The organism is Marinibium conchae (assembly GCF_015595035.1).
Lineage (GTDB): Bacteria > Pseudomonadota > Gammaproteobacteria > Enterobacterales > Alteromonadaceae > Glaciecola.
Genome location: NZ_JADNRN010000001.1, coordinates 1,081,392 through 1,104,130, shown reverse-complemented (window position 1 = coordinate 1,104,130; position 22,739 = coordinate 1,081,392). Strand labels below are relative to the sequence as shown.

Genomic DNA, 22,739 nt, shown 5'->3' with positions numbered 1-22,739 from the left:
TGTTAATCCATCTCAAAACTGATCGCTTTTGCTGCCGCGATTTGTTGTTGACCATTAGCACTTTCTAAAATTATTTTCTTGTCTAATACAATGTCTTCCATCACCAATAAATCCATATCGGTCGCTAAAAAACAGCGAATAGCATCGTCGGGAGAGCAAACGGGCGGCTCTCCTCGTACATTAAATGAAGTATTAATAAGCATGCCAATTCCGCTAACAGCCTTAAATCGCTTGATCAGCTTGTGGAATTTAGGATTGGTATGCTCGCTTACTGTTTGAACACGCGCTGAATAGTCAACATGGGTTATTGCAGGCACCGTACTTCTTATTTCATTAACTTTATCAAGGCCTTGTAAATCTGTCGTCTCATTGACTTCCCTAGCAGAACTATGAACATCGCCATGACTATCGTTGTGTTGCTGTTTATGCTTGTGCGCTTTCACAATTTTACTGTGATGCGCTTTCTTCACGTCCGCAACCAACAGCATATAAGGGCTAACAGTGCTTAAATCAAACCAATGTGACACATCCTCTTCTAATACAGCAGGTGCAAAAGGACGAAATGATTCACGCTGTTTTATTTTTAGATTCATTTGGGCTTGCATAGTGGCATTTCGCGGGTCGCCAATAATTGAACGATTACCCAAAGCACGCGGGCCAAACTCCATTTCGCCCTGAAACCAACCAACGACCCTACCGCTATCTATCGCGGTCACGGTGGTATCGATAACTTCATCAGGTGCTAATTGCTTATACGTTAGGGAAAGCCTCACACAAGCATCTATCACTTCTTGGTTGCAATAACGGTTTCCGAGATAGGCACCTCGCATCGCATCGAAGTGATCTTTTGCCGCGTGCCTCTTTTCATTACCATAATACTTGTGCCATATTTGCAGCGCTGCACCAATGGCACTGCCGGCATCACCTGCGGCCGGTTGTATCCATATATCTTCGAAAGGCCCTTCGCGAAGTAATCTACCATTGGCAACACAATTTAGCGCTACACCTCCCGCCAAACAGAGTTTTGAAGCACCTGTTTGCGTATGTAAGTGTTTGGCTATCGCTAAGACAATATCTTCAGTCACAACTTGTATGGAGCGCGCTAGATCCATTTCTTTTTGGCTTATCTCACCATCATAAGCGTTTGCTGGCCCATCAAATAAATCGTGGAAATGAGCATTAGTCATGGTCTTACCCGACGCATAATCAAAGTACTTCATGTCGAGGGAAAAACTCCCATCGGCATTAATGTGCACAAGATGCTGCTTTATTTTGTCAACATACTTTGGTTTGCCGTAAGGTGCTAACCCCATCAATTTGTACTCGCCGCTATTCACACGAAAACCACAATATTGTGTAAAAGCCGAATAGAGTAAACCTAAGGAATGCGGAAAGTGTATTTCAAATAAGGGACTCAGTTGGCCAGATTTTCCGCGCCATGCTGAAGAAGTCGCCCACTCGCCAACACCGTCCAAGCAGAGAATAACTGCATCATCAAAAGGGCTTGGGAAATATGCAGCCGCAGCATGCGATTCATGATGTTCACAAAATAAGAGTTTAGGAATTTTGGGCTTTTTATCTTTCTCCCTCTCTTCAATAAGCGAACTACCATTTTGCATCGCACGTTGACGATGCACTATTTTGCGTAGTTCAGTTCGCAAGACAGATTTTAAATACAGCTTCTCCTTCAACCAAATCGGCATGGCTTTGGCAAAAGACATAAACCCTTTTGGTGCGCTTGCTAGATAAGTCTCTAATAAACGCTCAAACTTCAACAAGGGCTTATCGTAAAACACAACGGCGTCGATGGTTTCAAGCGCTAAGCCTGACAAACAAAACTCAAGGGCATTTGTGGGAAAGCTAGCATCGTGCTTAACACGCGTATATCGCTCTTCCTGCGCTGCCCTAATGATCTCGCCATCACGGATAAATGCCACCGCACTATCATGATAATAAGCTGAGATCCCGATTATCTGAGTCATGTAAAAACCAACGCGAGTAATATGTTAATAGAATGCTAACTAGTGTACTCATATTTAGGCTTCTAACTAGTTTAAATGCTCAGAAAAGTGCTATTTTTCTTACGCATACGTATGCAACATCGAATTAACAAGTAATTACTTGTATTATGAGTCCTCACATGGTCAACAAAGCGACAACAAACGTAATGCAGAAACAAAACCATCAAGCCGATGATGCTGGCAAAAACCGCTTTGCGTTTTATGCTGTTGCAATAGCTTTACCTTTTATTTTTCTGCTAGTGATAGAGTTTGCATTGCGTGCAACGGGTGCTTGGAACAGCTACCCACTTTTCATCGAAGTAAATAACAAGGAAACAAGTGATTCTGTTATTCTTCAGCCTAATCCCGATGTGATAAAACGCTTTTTCCCTCGGCCAGAACTCGCGCCTCCTGTATCCCCGGACACTTTTCTGTTCAACACAAATAAAGCAGAAGACACGATAAGAATTGTGTTAATGGGTGGCTCTACCGCTGCTGGCTTTCCCTATGGTCGTTTTGGCTCACCCGCTGGCATGTTGCAACAACGCCTTAAGGCACTTTATCCCGAGCAGGAAATTGAAGTGATATCGGTTGCCATGGCAAGTATCAACAGTTACGCCCTATTAGATTTTAGTGACGAAGTGATCAACATCTCTCCCGACTACGTGCTCATTTACGCAGGTCACAATGAGTACCTTGGCGTAATGGGTATTGGCTCAACCTTTAGCGCTTTTAACTCCCATGCAGCAAATCTCTTGTATTTAAAATTAAAAGACTTAGCGCTTTATCAGGCAATGCAGTCAGTTTTTTATGCTTTCTCAAGCGCTAGCGACACGTCTGGTCTGGAACAGCCAACACCTTACGGTGCAGTTGATCACAGCGATAGCTCACGAACCTTAATGGCACGAGTGGCGAAGGATAAAGATATCGCATTGAATTCTGAAATATTCGAGCTAGGCAAAATGCAGTTCGAAAAAAATATGCAAAGCTTGCTAGCAAAGTTTTCACAAGCGGGCATTCCTGTGTTGCTTTCCACTCTCGCTTCCAACGAAAAAGATCAGGCTCCTTTTTCTTCAGAAAATTCTCAAAACGCTAACAAACTTCTTAACCCATCGGTGCCCCGCTCTACGAAACGACTTATTCAGCAAGGCGCTCGACTACTTGCAGAAGGAGATCGCTCTGCTGATTTAGCCTTCGCTGTTGCCAAGGCCCAAGCCTCAACCCACCCCAATGATGCATTACTCCACTATTTATTAGCACGTGACCTCGACTTACTCAGATTTAGAGCCCCAAGCCATTTTAATTCCATCATAAAAACACTCACAAAGCAGCCAAATGTCTATCTTGTTGATGCTGAAAGCACGATACGTGATGACAGTTCAAACGCTATTATTGGCAAAGAGCATATGCTAGAGCACCTCCATCCAAATGTGAGAGGCTACTTTTTAATAGCTGACGCATTTTTAAATGCGCTAATAGAAAATAAATTATTAGCGGCACCTGTTACTTATCATGCAAAGCACTTAGAACCAGAGTTTGCGTGGCCTTACCAACCCGTTTTAGCATCAGATGTATTGCTAGCAGAGCATAAAATTGCCATTCTAGTCGCTGACTACCCCTTCGTGGAAACCAAACAGGAAGTTTTGATACCAACAGCACAAGACAAGGTTGAAACTATTGCGGTTGAGCGCATTCGCGGTATGCAATGGTTGGAAGCTCAACAATCCTTACTCACACTTTATCAAGAGCAAGGAGATTGGCTAAGTGCCGCAACGGTTGCTGGTTTGCTCTTTGATTCCTTGCCAAATAATCAGATTGAAACCCGAAAGCAAACAGCGAGAATTGCCAGTCAGCTTTATCTCAAAGCGAAGCAAGCTAGTTTGGCAGAGTATTATGCGCGGCGCGCACTGAACTTACTTAAGACCTCCTCTGGCGAAATTACCAATACCGAGGTAGGCAAACGAGACCTAGCCAATTTTACACTCACACTTGCAGAAGCCTTGTTTAAATCAGGTAATCGCGATGAGTCACTTCAGCGAATCAATGCTTTATTAGCACAACAACCTAATCATCGGCGCGCATTAAGCATTAAGCACATGATATCAGAGCAATAAGCCAGGCTTCACTCACAATACATACGAGAACGCATTCATGAAAAAAGCAGCAAATCAAAAGGTGAAATCTACTATAGCTTCATCTACATCGGTAAAAAGAAAAAGACTCATGTACGCTATTGCCTTTTCGTTACCATTGATGTTTTTTATTTTTGTCGAGTTAGTGCTTCGCCTTGCTGGTGTTGGGCAAAGTTACCCGCTTTTCATCGAAAACCCCGCCAACCCGCATTATGTATTGCCACGCCCTGATATTTTGAATCGATACTTTCCTAAAAACGCCGAAAAACCCTCGGTTACAATGGAAGCCAACTTTATATTAAAAGAAAAGCCTAGCTCAGGTTTTCGCGTTGTCGTGCAAGGAGGAAGCACTGCCGCGGGCTTTCCTTACGGATTGGGAGCCAGTATTGCCGGTACATTGGAGCAACGTTTAAAAGCAAGCTTACCCGGAGTCCATGTAGAAGTATTGAATACTGCCATGTCGGCGGTGAACTCATACACATTGCTCGATATGGCCGATGAAATAATTGAGCAAGAGCCTGATCTTGTATTGATTTACGCGGGTCACAATGAATATTTAGGCATCTTAGGAGTAGGCTCAAACTTCACCGCAATGGGCTCAAGCACGACTACGCGATGGTATATGCGCTTAAAAGAACTGCGCCTTGTGCAACTTTTACAAGCAGCCGCTTACTCTATGGGCAAAATGCCGGCAAAGCCAAGCGCAAGCGAAATAACTGATGATAAAAGTATTCAGGAGAGAGAAAACCAACGCTCTAGGACCTTTATGGCGAAAGTTGCTAAAAATAGATCTATCGAATATGACTCTGCGGTTTACCACGATGGGTTAGCCCAATTTAAATCCAACCTGAGTAGACTATTAGCAAAATATCAATCAGCGGGGATTCCAGTCCTTATTTCTACCATAGCAAGTAACCACAAGGACCAAGCACCTTTTTCAAGTATCGAAGCAGAGCCCTCCTTCGAACGAAGCATGAGCGTGATATTGAATGAAAAGAATAACGACGAGTTAAAGAAGACGATTCGAAAAGCAACACTGACTTTAGAAAAGTCAAAGTCTGCTAACCTTCACTTCAAGATCGCTAAGTTAGCTGAGCGCGTTGATTTAATTACTATTGCAAAAAAACACTATCAGTTAGCAATCAACAATGATTTATTGAGATTTAGAGCCCCTACAGCGATGAATGAAATTATTAGGGAGCTTGCAGATAACTATTCAGCAACACTTATTGATGCTGAAAAAGAACTCGAAATTCGAAGTAAAAATGGCATTATTGGTCAATCGCTTATGTTGGAGCACCTTCACCCTAACTTACGCGGCTACTTTGTTATTTCCAATAGCTTTTACGAAGGAATTATACAGTTATTTACTCAGTCGCGTAATCCGGAGCATGTCTTCTCAAGTAAGTTTCAAAAGGTAAGTATTGCGCAAGCATGGGCCGAGAGACTTATTTTGCCTCAAGAAGAGTACTATGGCTTTGCTACTATTCAAAGTCTAACCTCCGACTATCCATTTACAAACCAAGCTAAGACACCAAGCTTACCGGCGCCTGCCGATTGGCAACAACAGCTTGGCCAAGACTTTTATTTAAAAAAACTGGGCTGGTTGCAAATGATGGAGTTGAGCCTAAAGCGCTACACGACCAGTGACAACCATAAGATGAGAGCTAAAACGCTGCAAATTCTAGCCGATGCATTACCCCACAATGGTTTGTATAATCTGCAAATCGCAGAGATTAAATTCAAACAAGGTAGATATGGCGAGTCATTGCACTACTACAAAAGAGCAAAATTAGCCGGCGCCATAGGTAGTGCAATAGATTCAAACATTGCTGCCATTAACAGTCTACTATAATTTATATGCAGCATAAGGCACTGGGTTGACATCTACTGTTGATGTAGCCCACGCCTGCTGTTGGTGTAGCCCACGCCCGCTGTTGATGTAGCCCACGCCTGCTGTTGATGTAGCCCGCTCGCTCCCTTGTATCTCGCACCAACCCTGTCACCCTCTCCCGCTCGTTTCTTTGCATTTTCCTAAGGTAGAATGTAATTAGTAGCGCTAGCCTCAGTGTTTGGGTCTGCGTGTTTTGAGCATCGTGTTTTCTGTGCATCGTGTTTTCTGTGCATAAAAAAAGCCAGCGCAGAGCGCTGGCTATCACACACTAAAGCTTCGGGGGAAAGCTTTAATCTACAGCAGTTACTGTCACTTTTGGTGCAGTAGCGTCTGGTCCTTCAACCCTGAACTCATAGGTACCTGCTGCCGGGGCAGTCAAGGTTAGGTTTGAACTGTTTCCATCTTGGAATAAGACTTTAGCTTCACCCAGAGTAACAGCAGCAGTTTCGTCCGACGCCGCACCTAGGTTAACTGTAGACCAATCACCTGTTGCTACTTTAAAAGCAACATCTGCCCCATCTAAGTCAATATTTACCGAGTAAACACCATCACCTTGGTAGGCAAGCGCATCTACTTCACCCCAACCATTTAGGCTACCGCGCACATACACTGTAGAGGCACCGAAGAACTCTTCAGCAAATACGCGTATCTTAGGTTCACTAAGGTCTGTACTGTCAAAGATAAATACATAATCGCCTGCTTCCGCTACCGAGATGAACAGGTTAGTGCCATTTTCAGTTAAGAAAGTGTTCTGGCCAAGCACAATGGTGTCATCAATATCATCTTCGCTGAATGCACCCAAGTTAGGATTAGCCCAACCTTCGTTAGCAACTTTGAATTGATACTCTTCAGCATTCAAATTAACGGCTACCGAGTACAAGCGTCCGCCATCATAGTTGAATTCATCGTCAAGACCCCATCCGTTCATACCGCCACGAAGGTAGATAGGATTACCTACGTAAGGCTCCTCATTAACAATAGTTAATACTGGCGCAGAGGTATCGCTTGCATCAAGACTGAACACATAAGTTGCGTCAATGCTTGGCGTAAAGCTCAAGTTTTCACCACCAGGTACAAGTGTTTTTGCAACATCTTCGACAACAATAGGGTCAGCTGAATCACCAAGGTTCACGGTTGACCAATCTGCTGATGCTACTTTGAAGGCATAAGAAGTTGCACCTGTTAATTCAAACGCTACTTCATACACACCGTCGCCTTTATAATCGAATTGAGTAGATTCACCCCAATCGTTCATTGACCCACGAAGGAATACTGCAGTATCTCCAAATGGCACAATATCAGGCGCGCCAGATGTCGCTATAGCAGATAATCCGTATCCACGCTCCGTACCCTGATTCTTTACAAAAACAGCCATGGTTAGGGCCGGAACAGTAAATGTGCCGTTACCCGACTCATCAGCACCTTCGGTGAAAGTTGCGCTACGCACAGTTGGATCGATTGAATTAGCATGAACACTATGTAACTCGAAGCCAGTAGCTGTTAATACTTCAATTGACTTCTCTTCATAACCAGTATTTACCACTACAACAATAGCATCATGCATTGGGTCGAGATCATCTAGCTCAACAGCGCTGTCAGGCGTAATACCATCATCAAGACTCATCACAATCAAACCTTGCTGTTGACGAGCGCCAATGTTGTGGAAACCTAAACGCTGCTTAATATCTTCAGCCGTTGTTAAACGGAAAAGCTTGCTACCAGAGCGTATGCTTAAGAACTCTTGGAAAACCTCAGCCGCCATTTCAATATCAGACATTGCTGCGGCGCGCTCAGGAGCAAACATGAAGGTCGAGATAGTATCCCACATTCCTTCGTTGTCTTGAGCCATTGGCAAACCAACATTCCAGTTGTTCGTTTCCATAGAAAAGTCTATGCGGCTGAACCAATCACCAGAATCAAAAGTGTTTCTATCCATTGATTTAGAGCGAAGGAAATCACCACCTACTTGAAGGAAAGGAATACCCTGAGACAACATCGGAATGCCAATACCAATGTTTTGTGCGCGGATCCTTTGTTCCAAACTAAGGTTATTTGGTAAGTTATAATTGTACTGATCCCACAGTGTTTCATTATCGTGTTTTGACACATAGTTAATGCTATCTGCCGGATCTAGTGTATAACCCCCTAAAGAGCTAGTTTCTGTAGCACTGCCACCCGATGTCTCGAGCACGAAGTCGGTTAATGTCCCAGCCATCGTCATTTTCACGATATCTTGGTCATTCATTGCCGCAGCAAGACTAGTCTCGCTTGCAGTCCCTAAACGACTATTTGGGTTGCCATTGTAGAAAATATTGGCTCTACGAATACCTTCACGAGTTCTATCGTTGAAAGTACCTATTTGTGTTCCAGCCATATTGATTTGATTCGCCTGCTCATAACCGCGATCTTGACGTATCCAACCCTCACCATAGAAGTAGTTGTCTGCGTCTATTTCGCGCACTTTTGCATACAAATCAACCATTGTCTGCTTGGTCGCTTGGCTCATAATATCAAAGCGGAAACCGTCAAATTTATAATGCTCAGTCCATAGAAGCAGAGAGTCTTCCATGAATTTTTCCATCATACGGTTACGTGGCTCGGTATCGTCACAGCAAGTTTCACGAACGATTGCACCTGTATCTACTTCGTATCTGTGGTAGTAGCCAGGAACGACCTTATCAAACACAGAGTTTTCAAACAGGCCAGAGGCATTGGTATGGTTATACACAACATCTAGTACTACGCGCAAACCTATCTCGTGCAGCGCTTGGTTCATTGCTCTCATTTCAATAATACGAGCGACACCATCAGGGTTAGATGCATAGCTACCCTCAGGAGCATTGAAGTGCTTAGGATCGTAACCCCAATTGAAACGGTCAATGTCACGTAACATTTGAGCCAACTCTTGCGCTGCACCAGGCTCCGCTAGCACACTGAAAGAATCATAAAGGTCGCCAATGGTCATGTCGCGAGGCGTATTATCCAAACAGATAGGAGTAGTAGGTTTAATTACACAAACTTCCTGAACTGTGCTCGAGAAATCGACTGTTTTACTTTCGTCTTCATTTATCGTCGCGATGTCGTTAGCAGGAAGCATGTGGAAGTGCGTAACGCCCTTCTCAGCAAGTTTTGCTAAATGTTGCATTGGCGCTGACTCAGTTTCAGTGAAAGCAAGGTATTTACCTCTGTTAGCAGCCGATACACTGGTATCAAGCGCGCTGAAATCTCGAATATGACCTTCGTACAAGACTGCGTCTTCGACGTCTTCAATTGTCGGGATGGTATGTTCGTCCCAACGGTCGGGCTTGAGGTCTTCGTCTAGAAGGTTCACAAACTGTGAAAATCTTCCATTCATCGCAAGGCTTACTGAGTATGGGTCGGTAACATCCAACACTTCAATCTGATCGTTGGCAGGATGATAAACAGTCACTTCATAACGATAAAGCTGTCTGTCCATATCCATCGAGCCCGCGTAGCTCCATATCCCGGTTGCATTGTCATAACTCATTGCATTTGTAGATGTAAGGCGTTTGTTCTCATCGTAAAGTTTCAATGCAACATTTGTAGCCGTTGGTGCCCAAACGCGAGCCTCTATGCCGGCGTCGGTATAAACAGGGCCTAATACCGCTTCGTCAGCATCAGCCTCACCCGAGGTGTACAGTTGATCGAGCACATTTGGAATTTGGATGCGTGTTGCCGCTACCAATTTACCTTCATCGTTGTACGCCCCTAATACCGCTTGAGTTTTCAACACGGCTTTGGCATCTTCAGCAGTCCATGAACCAGCAAAAGCGGGAAGTTCTGCTAAGTGAGGGGCAATAGCGCGTTGCTCATCTGTTAGGTCAACTTCTGTTAAGTCTGCAACGGTGCCATTTAGGCCTGATTCTAAGGTTACTTCTAAACTCGCATCCGCTGAATAATGTAGCTTCACTGAATCAACCAATGCAAAATCCACATCCCAAAGAAGTGTAGTGGCATCTAACCAATGCGCTTGCGCTCCATCAATCGATACTGGTTGCTCCCCTAAAGAATCTATCGGAAATTCGTAGATCGTTGGAACGCCAGAGAAAGTAAAATTCATGCGCTCAAAACGTTCATCATCTGGCTGCTGCAACGGGCCTTTGAAGTCGCCTCCGCCCATCTCTTTACCCGCATCGTCAGTACCAATGTGAATAATGAAATTGTGACAAGCGCCAGTTGTTTCGGCATAACCAGGCTTAAGATCTAGGATCCAATAGGCACCGTAGGTTGGATCTATTCCATCATGAATTCGACCGTTTTCCCACGCAGTATCAGGATCTGCATAAGCGTCGCAAGCGTCATTGCTCCACGTATGTAGTCGATAACCCTCATAGGATGGATCATTGGGACTATTGTCAGCATCTACCGCAGCGCGGTTGTAATACAAAACGGCTTGGTCTTCTGCAGGGAAGAATACTGGCGGGGCCAAATCAGGATTGAAACCAACCACACAGGCGTCATTAGTTTCATTTGGCACTGTCGGTGCCGGGCAGCTAATAGGTGGCGGAGGCACACAAGCCGACGCGTCACTATTTGGAATATTTGGAACCGAACATGTTAATGCAAGGTCACCTGACTCTACATCAGAACCACCGCAGCTTGCCAATACGAATACCGACATAAGCACAGCGATAAAACTGACGACTCTTTTACGACTAAACATAGATGTATGCTCCACTGTCATATTATTGTTGCGGCCACTGTTGAAGTTCAACAGCGACGTTAATTTAACTATTTTCATAATGAGTAAGTTAACCCCAAGAATACTTGAGTACCGAAGTACTGAATGGTTCCGGTTCGCGCGGTGCTTCCGAAGTAACTTTTAGTTGGCGCATCGGTAAGGTTGTTCACTTGGAACAACACCCCTAAGTTCTCATTCACTTCGTAGCTCGCTTGGTAATCAATGACTAATTCAGAATCAAAGTTCACCGTTTGATCGTTTACACCTACTTGAGTCGAAACAAAGGGGTCACGGTAGCGAGCACTGACTCGAGTTTCAAAGCCCTCATTTTCCCAGAATACCGTTCCGGCAAATACTTGCTTACTTAGGCCCGGTAATTCAGATGTGTAAACACCATCACTAGCACTCGCTGTGCGTGTAATTTCGGTCTCGGTATACGAGTAACTTGCACTGACACCTAAACCAGCCCATAAGCCAGGAAGATTGCTGTAAATCTCTGTGTAGGACAATTCCACTCCTCGGATATAGCCACCGCGAGCGTTATTCTCCGCTGTTGTGTAAGCACCGTTGACTGTTGGGACAGTAACAAAAAGTTGCTCACCCAAGTCGTCCAACACAGGCTGGCTGTCTTCTTCGTCAGTGAAAACCGGCACCTCAATTTCTGATGGTACGTTAAAGCCATTTGCGGCGAAGTCATAAGGGTCCGTTGTACTGCGGTCGACGAAAGACTGAATGTCTTTGTAATAAAGCGCTGCTATGAAAGCCCCGTCGGTGTCGCTAAAGTAGTACTCGTAGGACAGGTCGTACTGATTAGCATAGAAAGGACGCAAATAAGGGCTATTATCACTAGCGCCTGATAGCTCAGCCTCACCAATCACTTCAATGTCACCGGTGTCGATATTCTGAATGGCCTGCGGCAGTGAAACTCGCACACCACTGTTCGCGAACATTTCATTAATTGGCGCTCGGCCCATTACCTTAGCCGCAGCAAAACGAATTTGCTGATTACTAGTAATGCTGAAGTTCAAGTTCAATGATGGCAAATAATCAGTGTAGGTATCTTCAAGAATTACCGGTCTGAAGGTGTCTACAGCTAAACCAATGTCATCGACAATAATCTGTGCACCATCAGCAGGATCGCCACCAACATCTTGTAAGAATGTTGACGCTTGTTTTGTATCAACCATGCGCACACCAAGGTTACCGCTAACAGGAATACCCGCAAGCTCCATATCTAAGTTGGCCATTAAATAGGCTGAAGTCACTTCTTCAAAAACTTGACCACTTTGCAGCACCGACCACGATGTGTCGTTGATTGGGTCACCCTCAGGAGGATTAAGTACACCTGCAAAGCCACCCCAACTTTGAACTGGTTGAGGTACACCATTCGGAAACCACGCATTTAATGCGCTATCGAGGTCGATGGCTAAATAGCTTGGAAAGTAAGAAAATTCACCTTCCCAATTCACTACCGTCACCATATCTTCTGTTAAGCGCAGTGGTGGCTGACTACGAGAAAAACCCGAATCAGAGCCATACTCAAATACTGAACGGTCATTGCTGTACTCTCGCTCAGAATGACGAGCACCAAATTCAATCGAACGCACCCAATCATTATCTAATTGATAAGAGAAATCGATTCTGTAAGCATCAAGCTCGTCGGTGTTTTGGAAAGGATAGATACCGTACTTAGACACAAGAACTTTATTCAAATCAATAAAATCATCTGCTTGATTGAAGCCCAAATCGGGTAAATCAAGACCGTTCAATAAGTAACTGATTGAGATATTTTCGTCTAATACAGGAAGTGGGTCGTTTGCGTCTTCAGCAACCAAAGACCAAAGAAGACCATTTCGAAAGTCGTTTTCTGCGGCAGAATGAGAAATATCAAAGGCAACCGACCAGTCATCATTAATTTCCCAAGCCGCATTCACGCCAAGACTTTTAACACGATCGAAATCTTGGTTATCATCATTGACCAATTCCACACGAGTATTTTGCCCTCGAACACGCTGGAAAGTGCCGCCTATTACGTCATTATTAAGAATAGTCGGGTTGGCAACAGTAACGTTTGGCGCTTCAAGCTTCACTCGAAAACCACGAGCAAAAGCTTCAGAATCAAATACTGATAAGAAGGCATCAGCTTTCAATACGAAATTGTCTGTTGGTGCCCATTCTAGGGCGGCTAAATAACCATCGCGTGTTTCCGCACCGCCTTTGTGTTGCAACTCAAAGCCTTCACTGATGATTTCACATTCAGGACAAGCGGCATCGGGATTTTCTGTATCACCCTCAACGAAATCAACGTCTAAGTTTCTACTGGGAGCTAAGCCTATGAATTGTGTCGACACACTTGGCTGGAACAAACGCGCATAACCCAGTGCAACGCCCAAGGTATCTTCCATGAATTTGCCCTGATAGGAAAAACTCAAACGATGGCCAAACTCGTCTGCGTCAGCAACCTCTGATGCTCTGTTGTTAAACATTCCTCGCACATTGGCATTAAATGTATGCTCTTTATCATTCGATAATGGGCTAGCCGTCGTTAATTCGACCGTACCGGCAACACCACCCTCGATCAGAGATGCTTTTGGTGATTTATACACTGCGGCAGAGCTAATAAGCTCTGAGGGATATTGATCAAATTCAATTGAGCGACTACCGCTAGTTGACACCTGCTCTCGACCATTTAAGGTTGAGAACACAAACCCGCCAGACAAACCGCGTATATTTATTTCTGCTGCCTGCCCGCCTGTTCTTACTGCCGAAATACCCGGTAGTCTAGTCAGCGCGTCTGCCATTGACACGTCGGGCAAGCCGCCAAGATCATCTGCCGATATCTGTTCTGATACCGTATCGCTGAATCTCTTTTGGTTGAGCGATTGAATAAGACTGGTACTAAAACCTCGTACTTCAATCTTTTCAATTACGTCCTCTTCCTGAGCGGCAGAATCAGATGCTGCATCTTCTTGCGCATACAATGGCAAACTACCAAACATCATTCCGCTTGCAACAAGTGCAGCAGTAATCAAGCTGGGTTTGAATTTAGTCATAGTTATGTCCCATAAGTGTTGAAGTTGACGTTTACCAAAGTTATACACTCATTATTGAGTCTACTTTCTCGGATGATGCGCATACGCGCACCGACGCCTATTTATACTTGATACAAATGTTACATTTTTGCTACTAAATTTAACATTTTGTGCATACGTATTCATAATGAGATTGACATTATTAATTACATCATGTTAACAAAATAAAAATACCAAAGGGCAAGAGCCATAAAAAACCGCATTAAAAACATAAGATTAAAGGAGCTTGCAGTAATAAGTTAACTATCGTCGTGGGGAAAGATTTAATTGAGGGTTTTGTATGCAATTTGTTAATTCATAGATGTAAACGCTTTCAACTACAGATTCGTAAGATAACACTTACATCTATTGAATATTATTTCGTCATTTGAGCTAGAATATCACTATGTTCAGGCAGTCGTGCGGCAGTGCCTTGCATAATAGTGCTAAGGTTTTGTAGCAGCTCTTCAAGCTGCCCTTCACTTAATGAGTCTGCTAAAGTGTGATAGCAACTAGGCTCTATTCCCTGCCCGATGAATACTTGTTGCCAACCAGCCTCAGTAAATAACTCGTCCTGTTCGCGAAAAATAGTACCCGTTTGCTCAAATAGTCTTATTTTTAAGGCGAGGCTGTCTGGAATAGGCATGTCTTTCATTCGCTGCCAAAAAGGTTCATCGCGACCATTCACTTTATAATGAAGAATAATAAAGTCGCGAATACGTTCAAATTCAATCTTAGATTGACGGTTATATTCATCAACTTGTACTTCATTCATTTGTTTGTGTGGGAACATTTTAACCAAGCGCACGATGGCACTTTGAACCAAATGCAGGCTGGTAGACTCAAGAGGTTCCAGAAAACCACTTGATAAACCAATAGCAACACAGTTTTTGTGCCACTGTTTAGTTCTGCGTCCGGTTTTAAATTTGATAAGTCTAGGCTCGCCGAGAGGCTTTCCATCAACATTTGTTTTGAGGTACTCAATCGCCTCTTCATCTGTCATGAACTCACTGGCGAAGACAAGGCCATTTCCTGTTCGATGTTGCAGAGGTATGCGCCATTGCCATCCAGCTTTATGCGCAATCGACTTTGTATAGGGTATAATTGGATCAACTCTTTCACATGGCATCGCGACTGCACTGTCGCAGGGTAACCAGTGTCGCCAGTCTTCATAACCGGTTTTAAGGGCGCCCTCTATCAGTAACGCTCTAAAACCACTACAGTCGATAAAAAAGTCACCTTCGATGACATCACCAGATTGCAAGCTAACACTCTCGATGAAACCACTGACAGGAGCCGTGTTTACACTAGAAATAAAGCCTTCTATTCTCACTACTCCCATTTCTTCGCTGAGCTCTCGCAGATAGTTTGCATACAAGCCAGCATCGAAATGATAAGCGTGTACTAAACCCGGTAGTTTCGTATTCGGAATAGTAGGCAAAAAACCAAACTTATTATTTTTTGCCGCTTGGTAATTTAGGGAGTAATCCCAGAGGTCACTATCAATTCCCGCCGCTTTGCCACGAAGCCAAGTATGGTGAAAACCCGCCATTCCCATATCTTTGCCAATGCGGCCAAAAGCATGCATATAGACATGTCCAGCCTGCTTCCAACCATCAAATTCAATACCCAATTTAAAGCTACCTTGGGTTTTTTTAATGAAATCAGCTTCGTTAATACCTAAAACTTTATTAAAGTAGGCAATGGGCGGGATAGTCGCTTCACCAACGCCAACGGTGGCTACATCGTCAGACTCTATTAAGGTGATTTGATGTTGTTTACCAACTAGCCTCGCTAGCATACTCGCAGTCATCCAACCTGAAGAGCCGCCACCAACAATTACTACATTCATAATCTGTCTTCTTTTACGTAATTAGTTAATACCCTACGATATCTATACTTTACTGGAGACTGCAACGCTTCTCCAAATAAAAGAGCCACTTCAAGTGAAGTGGCTCTTAATAAAGTCATTAGCTATGTTGTATTTCAGTGCTAATTAAGCACCTTACACATGCTAGAACTTGTAACTTACACCGAACAAGAAGTTACGACCAAAGCGCTGAACATCACGAATGTCAAGGGCAGTGTTGTCGGTGGCACTGTGTTCAGTAACAAACTCTTCGTCAGTTAAATTTTGCGCCTGTAACGTTACGGTTAGGCCGTCAAGACCTTCAATACCCGACTCACTGAAATCATAAGAAATCTGAGCATCAACTAAATCGCTACCCTGAACATTAACTGGTTGTCTAACTAAGCTCAAACCTGCTACTTCACCTAAGAAATCAGAACGACTTCTCCAACTTACACGGGCTTGAAAACCAGATTTTTCATAGTAAACAGTCGCATTAAACACTTCTTCGGATAAGCCAGGTACAGGCTCATCAAAATCAAGTGTCGTTACACCACCAGATAGGTCAGATGGTACTTCGACAGAATACTCTAATTCACTGTCTAAGAAAGTAGCGGAGAAGATACCACCGAAGCCTTCAAGGCTATCAGAGAACAATGAACCGTTTAAGGATAAGCTCAATTCAAGGCCTGAAATTTGCCCTTCACCCAAGTTATTCCAAGAGTTTAATACACCAAATGGTGCAACTGGTTGCCCAGACGGTGGTGTTAAATCTGACGTATCTACTAAACGTCCTGCCTGTTGTTGCCAGTTAGACAAAGACTTGTAGAAATATGCCGCGGCAAAGTATCCTTCTTCATGGAAGTAATTTTCGTAGGTAATATCAAATTGATCGGCCATTACCGGGCGAAGTTGCGGGTTTGCCACACTACCAGACCAAATATTTGTTTGCTCGCTATAGGATAAATCACCTGAACTTGCGTTCATGCGATCCATACGTGAACGAGACATTGTTCTAGCAAGACCTACACGTACCATTTGGTCATCAGCTACTTCCGCAATCAAGTTAACACTAGGAAGTACTTCCGTATATTTATCACCGCCTGAAGTAGGTTGAATATCTAAGGTTCTATCATCTAGTCGGCGAGAAGAACTTCCCGTCGAGCTTTGATCAAGTTGCACAACTTGCACACCGAAGTTACCACGAACAGGCATGTTGCCAATTTCTGTATCTAGGTTGGCTTTAACATAAAACGTGAGTGCTTCTTCGTTCACAACCCAAGTATTTTGAGCGCGGCCAGGGTCAGTGATTGCTGAATCAAACTCTAGGTAGTTTCCGTCTTGCCAAAAACGGAAAGAATCAAAGGCAACTTGCTCGCCAAAACCGATAAAATCAAGAGATACATTCGGTAAACGGTATTCATCCGGAATAGGCATACGATAGCCAGGAATAACATTACCAAGCGCATCTATCGCACCAGGAAGTGTTAAGAATACACCGGTATCATCACGCGTTTTTGTTCTATCACTGAAGTTAATACCCATATCAACACTGGATATCATGCCGTCATCGAATACGTATTGTGCAGCGGCTTTCAGTGTTGTCAGTTCATCTTCAACAGTGGGTGTGTTGATGAAACCATCTTGGTCGTTATCACTATTAGGATCGATTAGGTTGCCCCAGCCCCATCCCTGTGGGTTACCAAGTTGAATAACGCTGTCGTCACCATAGTTAAGGTCAGGATCAAAATCAACACCGGTGTTGCCATCAATTAGCGTGAAGTCAATAGTCTCTGGTTGGCGATCATCTGGCCCACGGCCAGAACCTGCATAAGCTTCTAAAGACCATGTTTGGCGGTCAACTTTTGAATAAGCGGCATCAAATTCAAGTGTAAGGTTGTCATTAAGTGAATACTCAACATTGGCGCCTAGAGCGATCAGGTCGGCTTCACGAATCGTAACGTCGTTACGAATTACAACACCTACAGGTGAAGTATCAGAGCCGATAGTACCAGTTCTCGCAAAACCATCTGCACTGTCAGTCACTGTAATGCCTGCGTCACCCCATGCTGCTGGAATTTCTGGACCACGAAGCACCTGGTCATCTTTAAAGTCGATATAAAGCGCATCAAGATTTATTTGTAAATCATCAGATGGGGCGATTTCAATCACGCCCATTAAAGTATCACGCGTTAACTCGGCAGAACGAACGAATGGCTTGAAACCACCTACTACGCTCACACCGTCATCATTAGTCGGATAACCCCAAGTATTGAAACGTTCTTCATTATTGGGTGAACTCATGTGTGCATAGGCTAAAGCTATACCCACAGTATCGTCAGCAAATTGATTGATGTATGAAACACTTCCGCGAATACCGGTATCTTCACCATCTGGGTTAAGTGCGCCAATATCGTTATGTTCACCTCGAAGCGTAAAAGAAATACTTTCTTTACCGAAAGCCAGAGGCTTAACAGTACGCATATCGATAGTACCACCTATTCCTTGGGTGATAAGTGATGCTTCTGGCGTTTTATAAACAACCACTTCATTCATTATTTCCGAAGGATAGACATCGAACTCTACGCCACGGTTATCGCCTAACGAGACTTGTTCACGGCCGTTAAAAGTGGCAGCACTGAAATTCTCGCCCAAGCCACGAATGGATATTGAACTCGCACGCCCATCTAAACGTTGAGCTGCGATGCCTGGCAAGCGAGCAATAGATTCAGCGATACTTGAATCGGGCAACTTACCGATGTCTTCAGCCGTAACCACTTCGACAATCGAAGATTCAGTCATTTTAATTGATTGTGCTTTTTGAAGACTGGCACGAATACCAGTGACTTCAATTATCTCGACGACTTCATCTTCGTCAGAGTTAGACGCTTCTTGTACAGCCAAAGCATTCATACCAAAAGCCAAACCGCTTGATATAAACGCCAGCTTGATAAGGTTAGGTTTAAAAGTTTTCATTAGGAAGGTCCCTTTGTGTTGTGTTCCAAATAATCTTTACGCCTTCATCACTACTTTTAGAAAGCATGATTGAATTTGATGTCGGGATAGTAAGCGTTACGCCAATGAAAACACAAACTTATGCATACGTATTCACATAATTTATTCAACATTAAATTAACAAATGAGCTGAGAAACAAATGGGCAAATAGACCGTAAACACATGTTTTATATGGAAATAAAACATAAATGAGACAATATTAAAAATAGGAGGCGTAATGAAGGTAAGTCAGCTTAAAGAATACAATGTAATAACAATCATGCAAAAAAAAACTGCCTTTCACCTAATATGAAAGACAGTTTTAGTATTGTTCAGCAGCGTAGTAAATGCGCTCCTAAATGGCCGTATAATTACCAGCCTGTGATTTCACGCAGACCTTTACCGATATCGGCAAGAGAACGAACGGTTTTAACACCAGCAGCTTCTAATGCTTTAAATTTCTCGTCAGCCGTACCTTTACCGCCAGCGATGATTGCACCAGCGTGCCCCATACGCTTACCTGCTGGAGCTGTAACACCAGCAATATAAGAAACGACAGGCTTAGTAACATTGTCTTTAATGAAAGCTGCAGCTTCTTCTTCGGCTGTACCACCAATCTCACCAATCATAACAATGGCTTCGGTAGCTGGATCTTCTTGGAAAAGCTTCAAAACGTCGATGAAGTTAGAACCAGGGATCGGATCACCACCAATACCAACACAGGTTGATTGACCAAAACCTTCATCAGTTGTTTGTTTAACTGCTTCGTAGGTAAGCGTACCAGAGCGTGAAACGATACCCACTTTACCAGGTTTGTGGATATGGCCAGGCATGATACCAATCTTACACTCTCCCGGAGTGATAACACCCGGACAGTTAGGTCCGATCATACGAGCACCCTTCTGATTTACGTATTCTTTTACGTAAAGCATATCGATTGTTGGGATACCCTCTGTAATACAAACCACTAGTTCGATACCCGCATCAACCGCTTCAACAATTGAATCTTTACAGAAAGCAGCAGGTACGTAGATAACAGATGCCGTTGCGCCCGTTGCTTCAACTGCTTCGCGAACGGTGTTGAAGACTGGAAGACCCAAATGCTCGGTACCACCTTTACCAGGTGTAACACCACCCACCATTTGCGTACCGTAAGCTATAGCTTGCTCAGAATGGAATGTTCCTTGGCCACCGGTGAAACCTTGGCATATAACTTTTGTGTCTTTATTGATTAATACTGACATTATTTGCCCTCCGCAGCAGCAACAACTTTTTGAGCTGCGTCTGTTAACGACTCAGCAGCAATGATATCCAGGTCTGAACCAGCAAGAACTTCACGGCCCAATTCTGCGTTTGTACCTTCCAAACGCACAACTACTGGTACGTTCACGCCCACTTCTTTAACCGCACCAATGATACCTTCAGCAATCATGTCACAACGAACAATACCACCAAATATGTTAACGAGAACCGCTTTAACATTGCTATCAGATAGGATAATTTTGAATGCTTCAGCAACACGTTCTTTAGTTGCACCGCCGCCAACGTCAAGGAAGTTAGCTGGGCTACCGCCATGTAGGTTAACAATATCCATTGTTCCCATTGCAAGGCCAGCACCGTTAACCATACAGCCAACGTTGCCATCAAGAGCAACATAGTTCAGTTCGAATTTCGCCGCATGTGCTTCGCGAGCATCTTCTTGTGAAGGATCGTTCATCTCAGCGACTTTCTTTTGACGATATAGCGCGTTGCTATCTACGCCAAGTTTAGCGTCAAGACAGTGCAAGTCGCCGTCCGCTTTGATTACTAATGGGTTGATTTCAATAAGCGCTAAGTCGAGGTCTTCGAACATTTTCGCTAAACCCATGAAGATGTTAGTGAACTGACGAACTTGAACACCTTTGAGGCCAAGTTTAAATGCAATTTCGCGAGCTTGGAAAGGTTGAGCGCCTACCAGAGGATCAACTTCTGCTTTCAAAATCTTTTCAGGTGTTTCCTCGGCAACAGTTTCGATTTCAACACCACCTTCGGTAGATGCCATGAAAACAATTCTGCGAGACGTTCTATCAACAACCGCACCAAGATAAAGTTCCTGGTCGATGTCAGTGCATGATTCAACAAGAATTCGGCTAACAGGCTGACCATTTTCATCTGTTTGGTAAGTTACAAGGTTTTTGCCAAGCCAGTTTTCAGCAAACGCTTTAATGTCTGCTTTGTCTTTTACTAACTTAACACCGCCCGCTTTTCCGCGACCGCCTGCGTGTACTTGACACTTAACTACCCACTCGTCTCCGCCAATGGCGTCAGCAGCTTTCACTGCCTCTTCAGGAGTCTCAGCAGCGTATCCTTCAGATACTGGCAAACCATATTCTTTGAATAATTGTTTGCCTTGGTATTCATGCAAATTCATGTTGATTTATCCGATTTTATTTAAGAGAAAAGCCGCCAGTCGATGTTCTTAAAGAACAGCTAAGGCGACTTGATTTTACTGCGCCGAATAGTATCACATACTCAGCAATTTGACAGTTGATAAGAAGCCTATCACCTGTCTTTTTGATTTCAAACTAATGTATTTACTTGTTGTTTACACATCAAGTAACAAACGCGTAGGGTCTTCTAACATTTCTTTAACAGTTACCAAAAACCCTACTGACTCTTTACCATCAATGATTCTGTGGTCATAAGACAGTGCAAGATACATCATTGGTAAAATTTCAACTTTACCATTCACGGCCATTGGGCGATCTTGAATCTTATGCATGCCCAAAATTGCGCTTTGTGGTGGATTGATAATAGGTGTCGACATTAATGAGCCGAACACACCACCGTTGGTTATAGTGAAGTTACCGCCTTGTAAATCGGACATAGCCAACTTACCGTCGCGCCCCTTCAAGGCTAACTCTTTAATTCCCTTCTCGACACCTGCCATGCCCAAAGCATCTGTATCACGTAGTATTGGCGTGACCAAGCCTCTTGGTGTAGAAACAGCAATCGAAATATCGAAATAATTGTGATAGCAAATATCGTCGCCATCAATTGATGCGTTTACTTCCGGGAAGCGCTTAAGTGCCTCTGTTACCGCTTTAACATAAAATGACATAAAGCCTAAACGAATACCGTGACGCTTTTCAAAGCTCTCTTGATATTGTTTGCGCAGATCCATGATTGGCTTCATGTTAACTTCATTAAAGGTTGTTAACATCGCCGTAGAATTTTTAGCTTCAAGTAGGCGGTTCGCAATCGTTTTGCGCAAGCGAGTCATTGGAACACGCTTTTCGGTGCGTTCACCCGCCGCTACTGAAGGAGTTTCAGCGCTGGCACTCTTCGCTGCCGGAGCCGCTGCAGGTGCTTTCAAGTGCTTCTCAACGTCTTCTTTCGTGATTCTGCCGCCTTTACCAGTACCCACGATTTTGTTTGCATCGATACCTTTTTCGGCTAACAAACGACGAACTGATGGACTCAATGCATCGTTATCAGCTTCTTTCGCTGCAGCTTCACTTGCCGGAGCAGCGGCCTGTGGCGCAGAGGCTGGAGCAGCCCCACCTTCTACAAAAACAGCGATGTCGGCCTCAGCCAATACTGTCTCGCCTTCTTGTGCAAGATACTCACTGATAGAACCATCAGCAGGAGCAACGACTTCAAGCACAACTTTATCAGTTTCGATGTCGACTAAATTTTGATCTCGGGTAACAGCTTCGCCAGGCTGAACATGCCATGTGGCAATAGTAGCGTCAGCAACAGATTCAGGTAACACTGGCACTTTTATCATAGTTTTGCTACCACTAGCCTGAGAAGCACTAGAGGCGCTCTCAGCAGGGGCTGCAGTTGTTGTAGGAGCCGACGCACTTGCACCTTCTTCTACTCTTCCGATGACTTGTTCACCTAATACAGTGTCGCCGTCATTATGCAATATTTCAGCTAATACGCCGTCTGCTGGTGCTACTACTTCCAATACTACTTTATCTGTCTCGATATCTACAAGATTTTGATCGCGTGTTACGGTCTCACCAGCTTTGACGTGCCAAGTCGCTACAGTAGCGTCAGCAACAGATTCAGGTAATACGGGAACTTTTATTTCAATTGTCATCATGGTTCC

At 43.9% G+C, this 22,739-nt stretch carries 10 protein-coding genes; 2 read left to right on the top strand and 8 right to left on the bottom strand.

Translation table 11 applies throughout. The annotated features are described in order from the left end of the window. Window positions 1–2: 2 nt before the first annotated feature. Window positions 3–1,982, bottom strand: a complete 1,980-nt coding sequence (locus ISG33_RS04650; protein WP_195732350.1) for a carbamoyltransferase family protein — start codon at window positions 1,980–1,982, stop codon at window positions 3–5. 185 nt (window positions 1,983–2,167) lie between these two features. On the opposite strand from ISG33_RS04650, the gene ISG33_RS04645 reads away from it, so the two are divergent. Next, window positions 2,168–4,114, top strand: coding sequence for an SGNH/GDSL hydrolase family protein (locus ISG33_RS04645; RefSeq protein WP_195732349.1), 1,947 nt, complete (start codon window positions 2,168–2,170; stop codon window positions 4,112–4,114). Between the two features lie 37 nt (window positions 4,115–4,151). After that, window positions 4,152–5,987 (top strand): SGNH/GDSL hydrolase family protein, encoded by a 1,836-nt coding sequence (locus ISG33_RS04640; RefSeq protein ID WP_195732348.1) that lies wholly within the window; start codon window positions 4,152–4,154, stop codon window positions 5,985–5,987. Between the two features lie 328 nt (window positions 5,988–6,315). Here the strand turns inward: ISG33_RS04640 and pulA are convergent, their stop codons facing one another. The 7 genes from pulA to odhB all read right to left on the bottom strand — a co-directional run bounded on the left by pulA (window position 6,316) and on the right by odhB (window position 22,730). Continuing rightward, window positions 6,316–10,710 (bottom strand): pullulanase-type alpha-1,6-glucosidase, encoded by a 4,395-nt coding sequence (gene pulA, locus ISG33_RS04635; RefSeq protein ID WP_195733036.1) that lies wholly within the window; start codon window positions 10,708–10,710, stop codon window positions 6,316–6,318. 74 nt (window positions 10,711–10,784) lie between these two features. Continuing rightward, window positions 10,785–13,781: a TonB-dependent receptor gene (locus tag ISG33_RS04630; RefSeq protein WP_195732347.1), complete on the bottom strand. Its 2,997-nt coding sequence runs from the start codon at window positions 13,779–13,781 to the stop codon at window positions 10,785–10,787. A 394-nt stretch (window positions 13,782–14,175) separates the two neighbouring features. Continuing rightward, window positions 14,176–15,651: a tryptophan halogenase family protein gene (locus tag ISG33_RS04625; RefSeq protein ID WP_195732346.1), complete on the bottom strand. Its 1,476-nt coding sequence runs from the start codon at window positions 15,649–15,651 to the stop codon at window positions 14,176–14,178. Window positions 15,652–15,813: 162 nt separating this feature from the next. Continuing rightward, window positions 15,814–18,624, bottom strand: a complete 2,811-nt coding sequence (locus tag ISG33_RS04620) for a TonB-dependent receptor (RefSeq protein ID WP_195732345.1) — start codon at window positions 18,622–18,624, stop codon at window positions 15,814–15,816. A gap of 390 nt (window positions 18,625–19,014) precedes the next feature. Continuing rightward, the gene (sucD, locus tag ISG33_RS04615) at window positions 19,015–19,887 is read right to left on the bottom strand and encodes a succinate--CoA ligase subunit alpha (RefSeq protein ID WP_195732344.1); all 873 of its coding nucleotides are present in this window, start codon (window positions 19,885–19,887) and stop codon (window positions 19,015–19,017) included. Continuing rightward, window positions 19,887–21,053, bottom strand: coding sequence for an ADP-forming succinate--CoA ligase subunit beta (gene sucC, locus ISG33_RS04610; protein ID WP_195732343.1), 1,167 nt, complete (start codon window positions 21,051–21,053; stop codon window positions 19,887–19,889). Before sucC ends, sucD begins: the two co-directional genes overlap by 1 nt. A 174-nt stretch (window positions 21,054–21,227) precedes the next feature. Continuing rightward, complete coding sequence (odhB, locus tag ISG33_RS04605) at window positions 21,228–22,730, bottom strand: 2-oxoglutarate dehydrogenase complex dihydrolipoyllysine-residue succinyltransferase (protein ID WP_195733035.1); 1,503 nt, start codon at window positions 22,728–22,730, stop codon at window positions 21,228–21,230. Window positions 22,731–22,739: the final 9 nt, after the last annotated feature.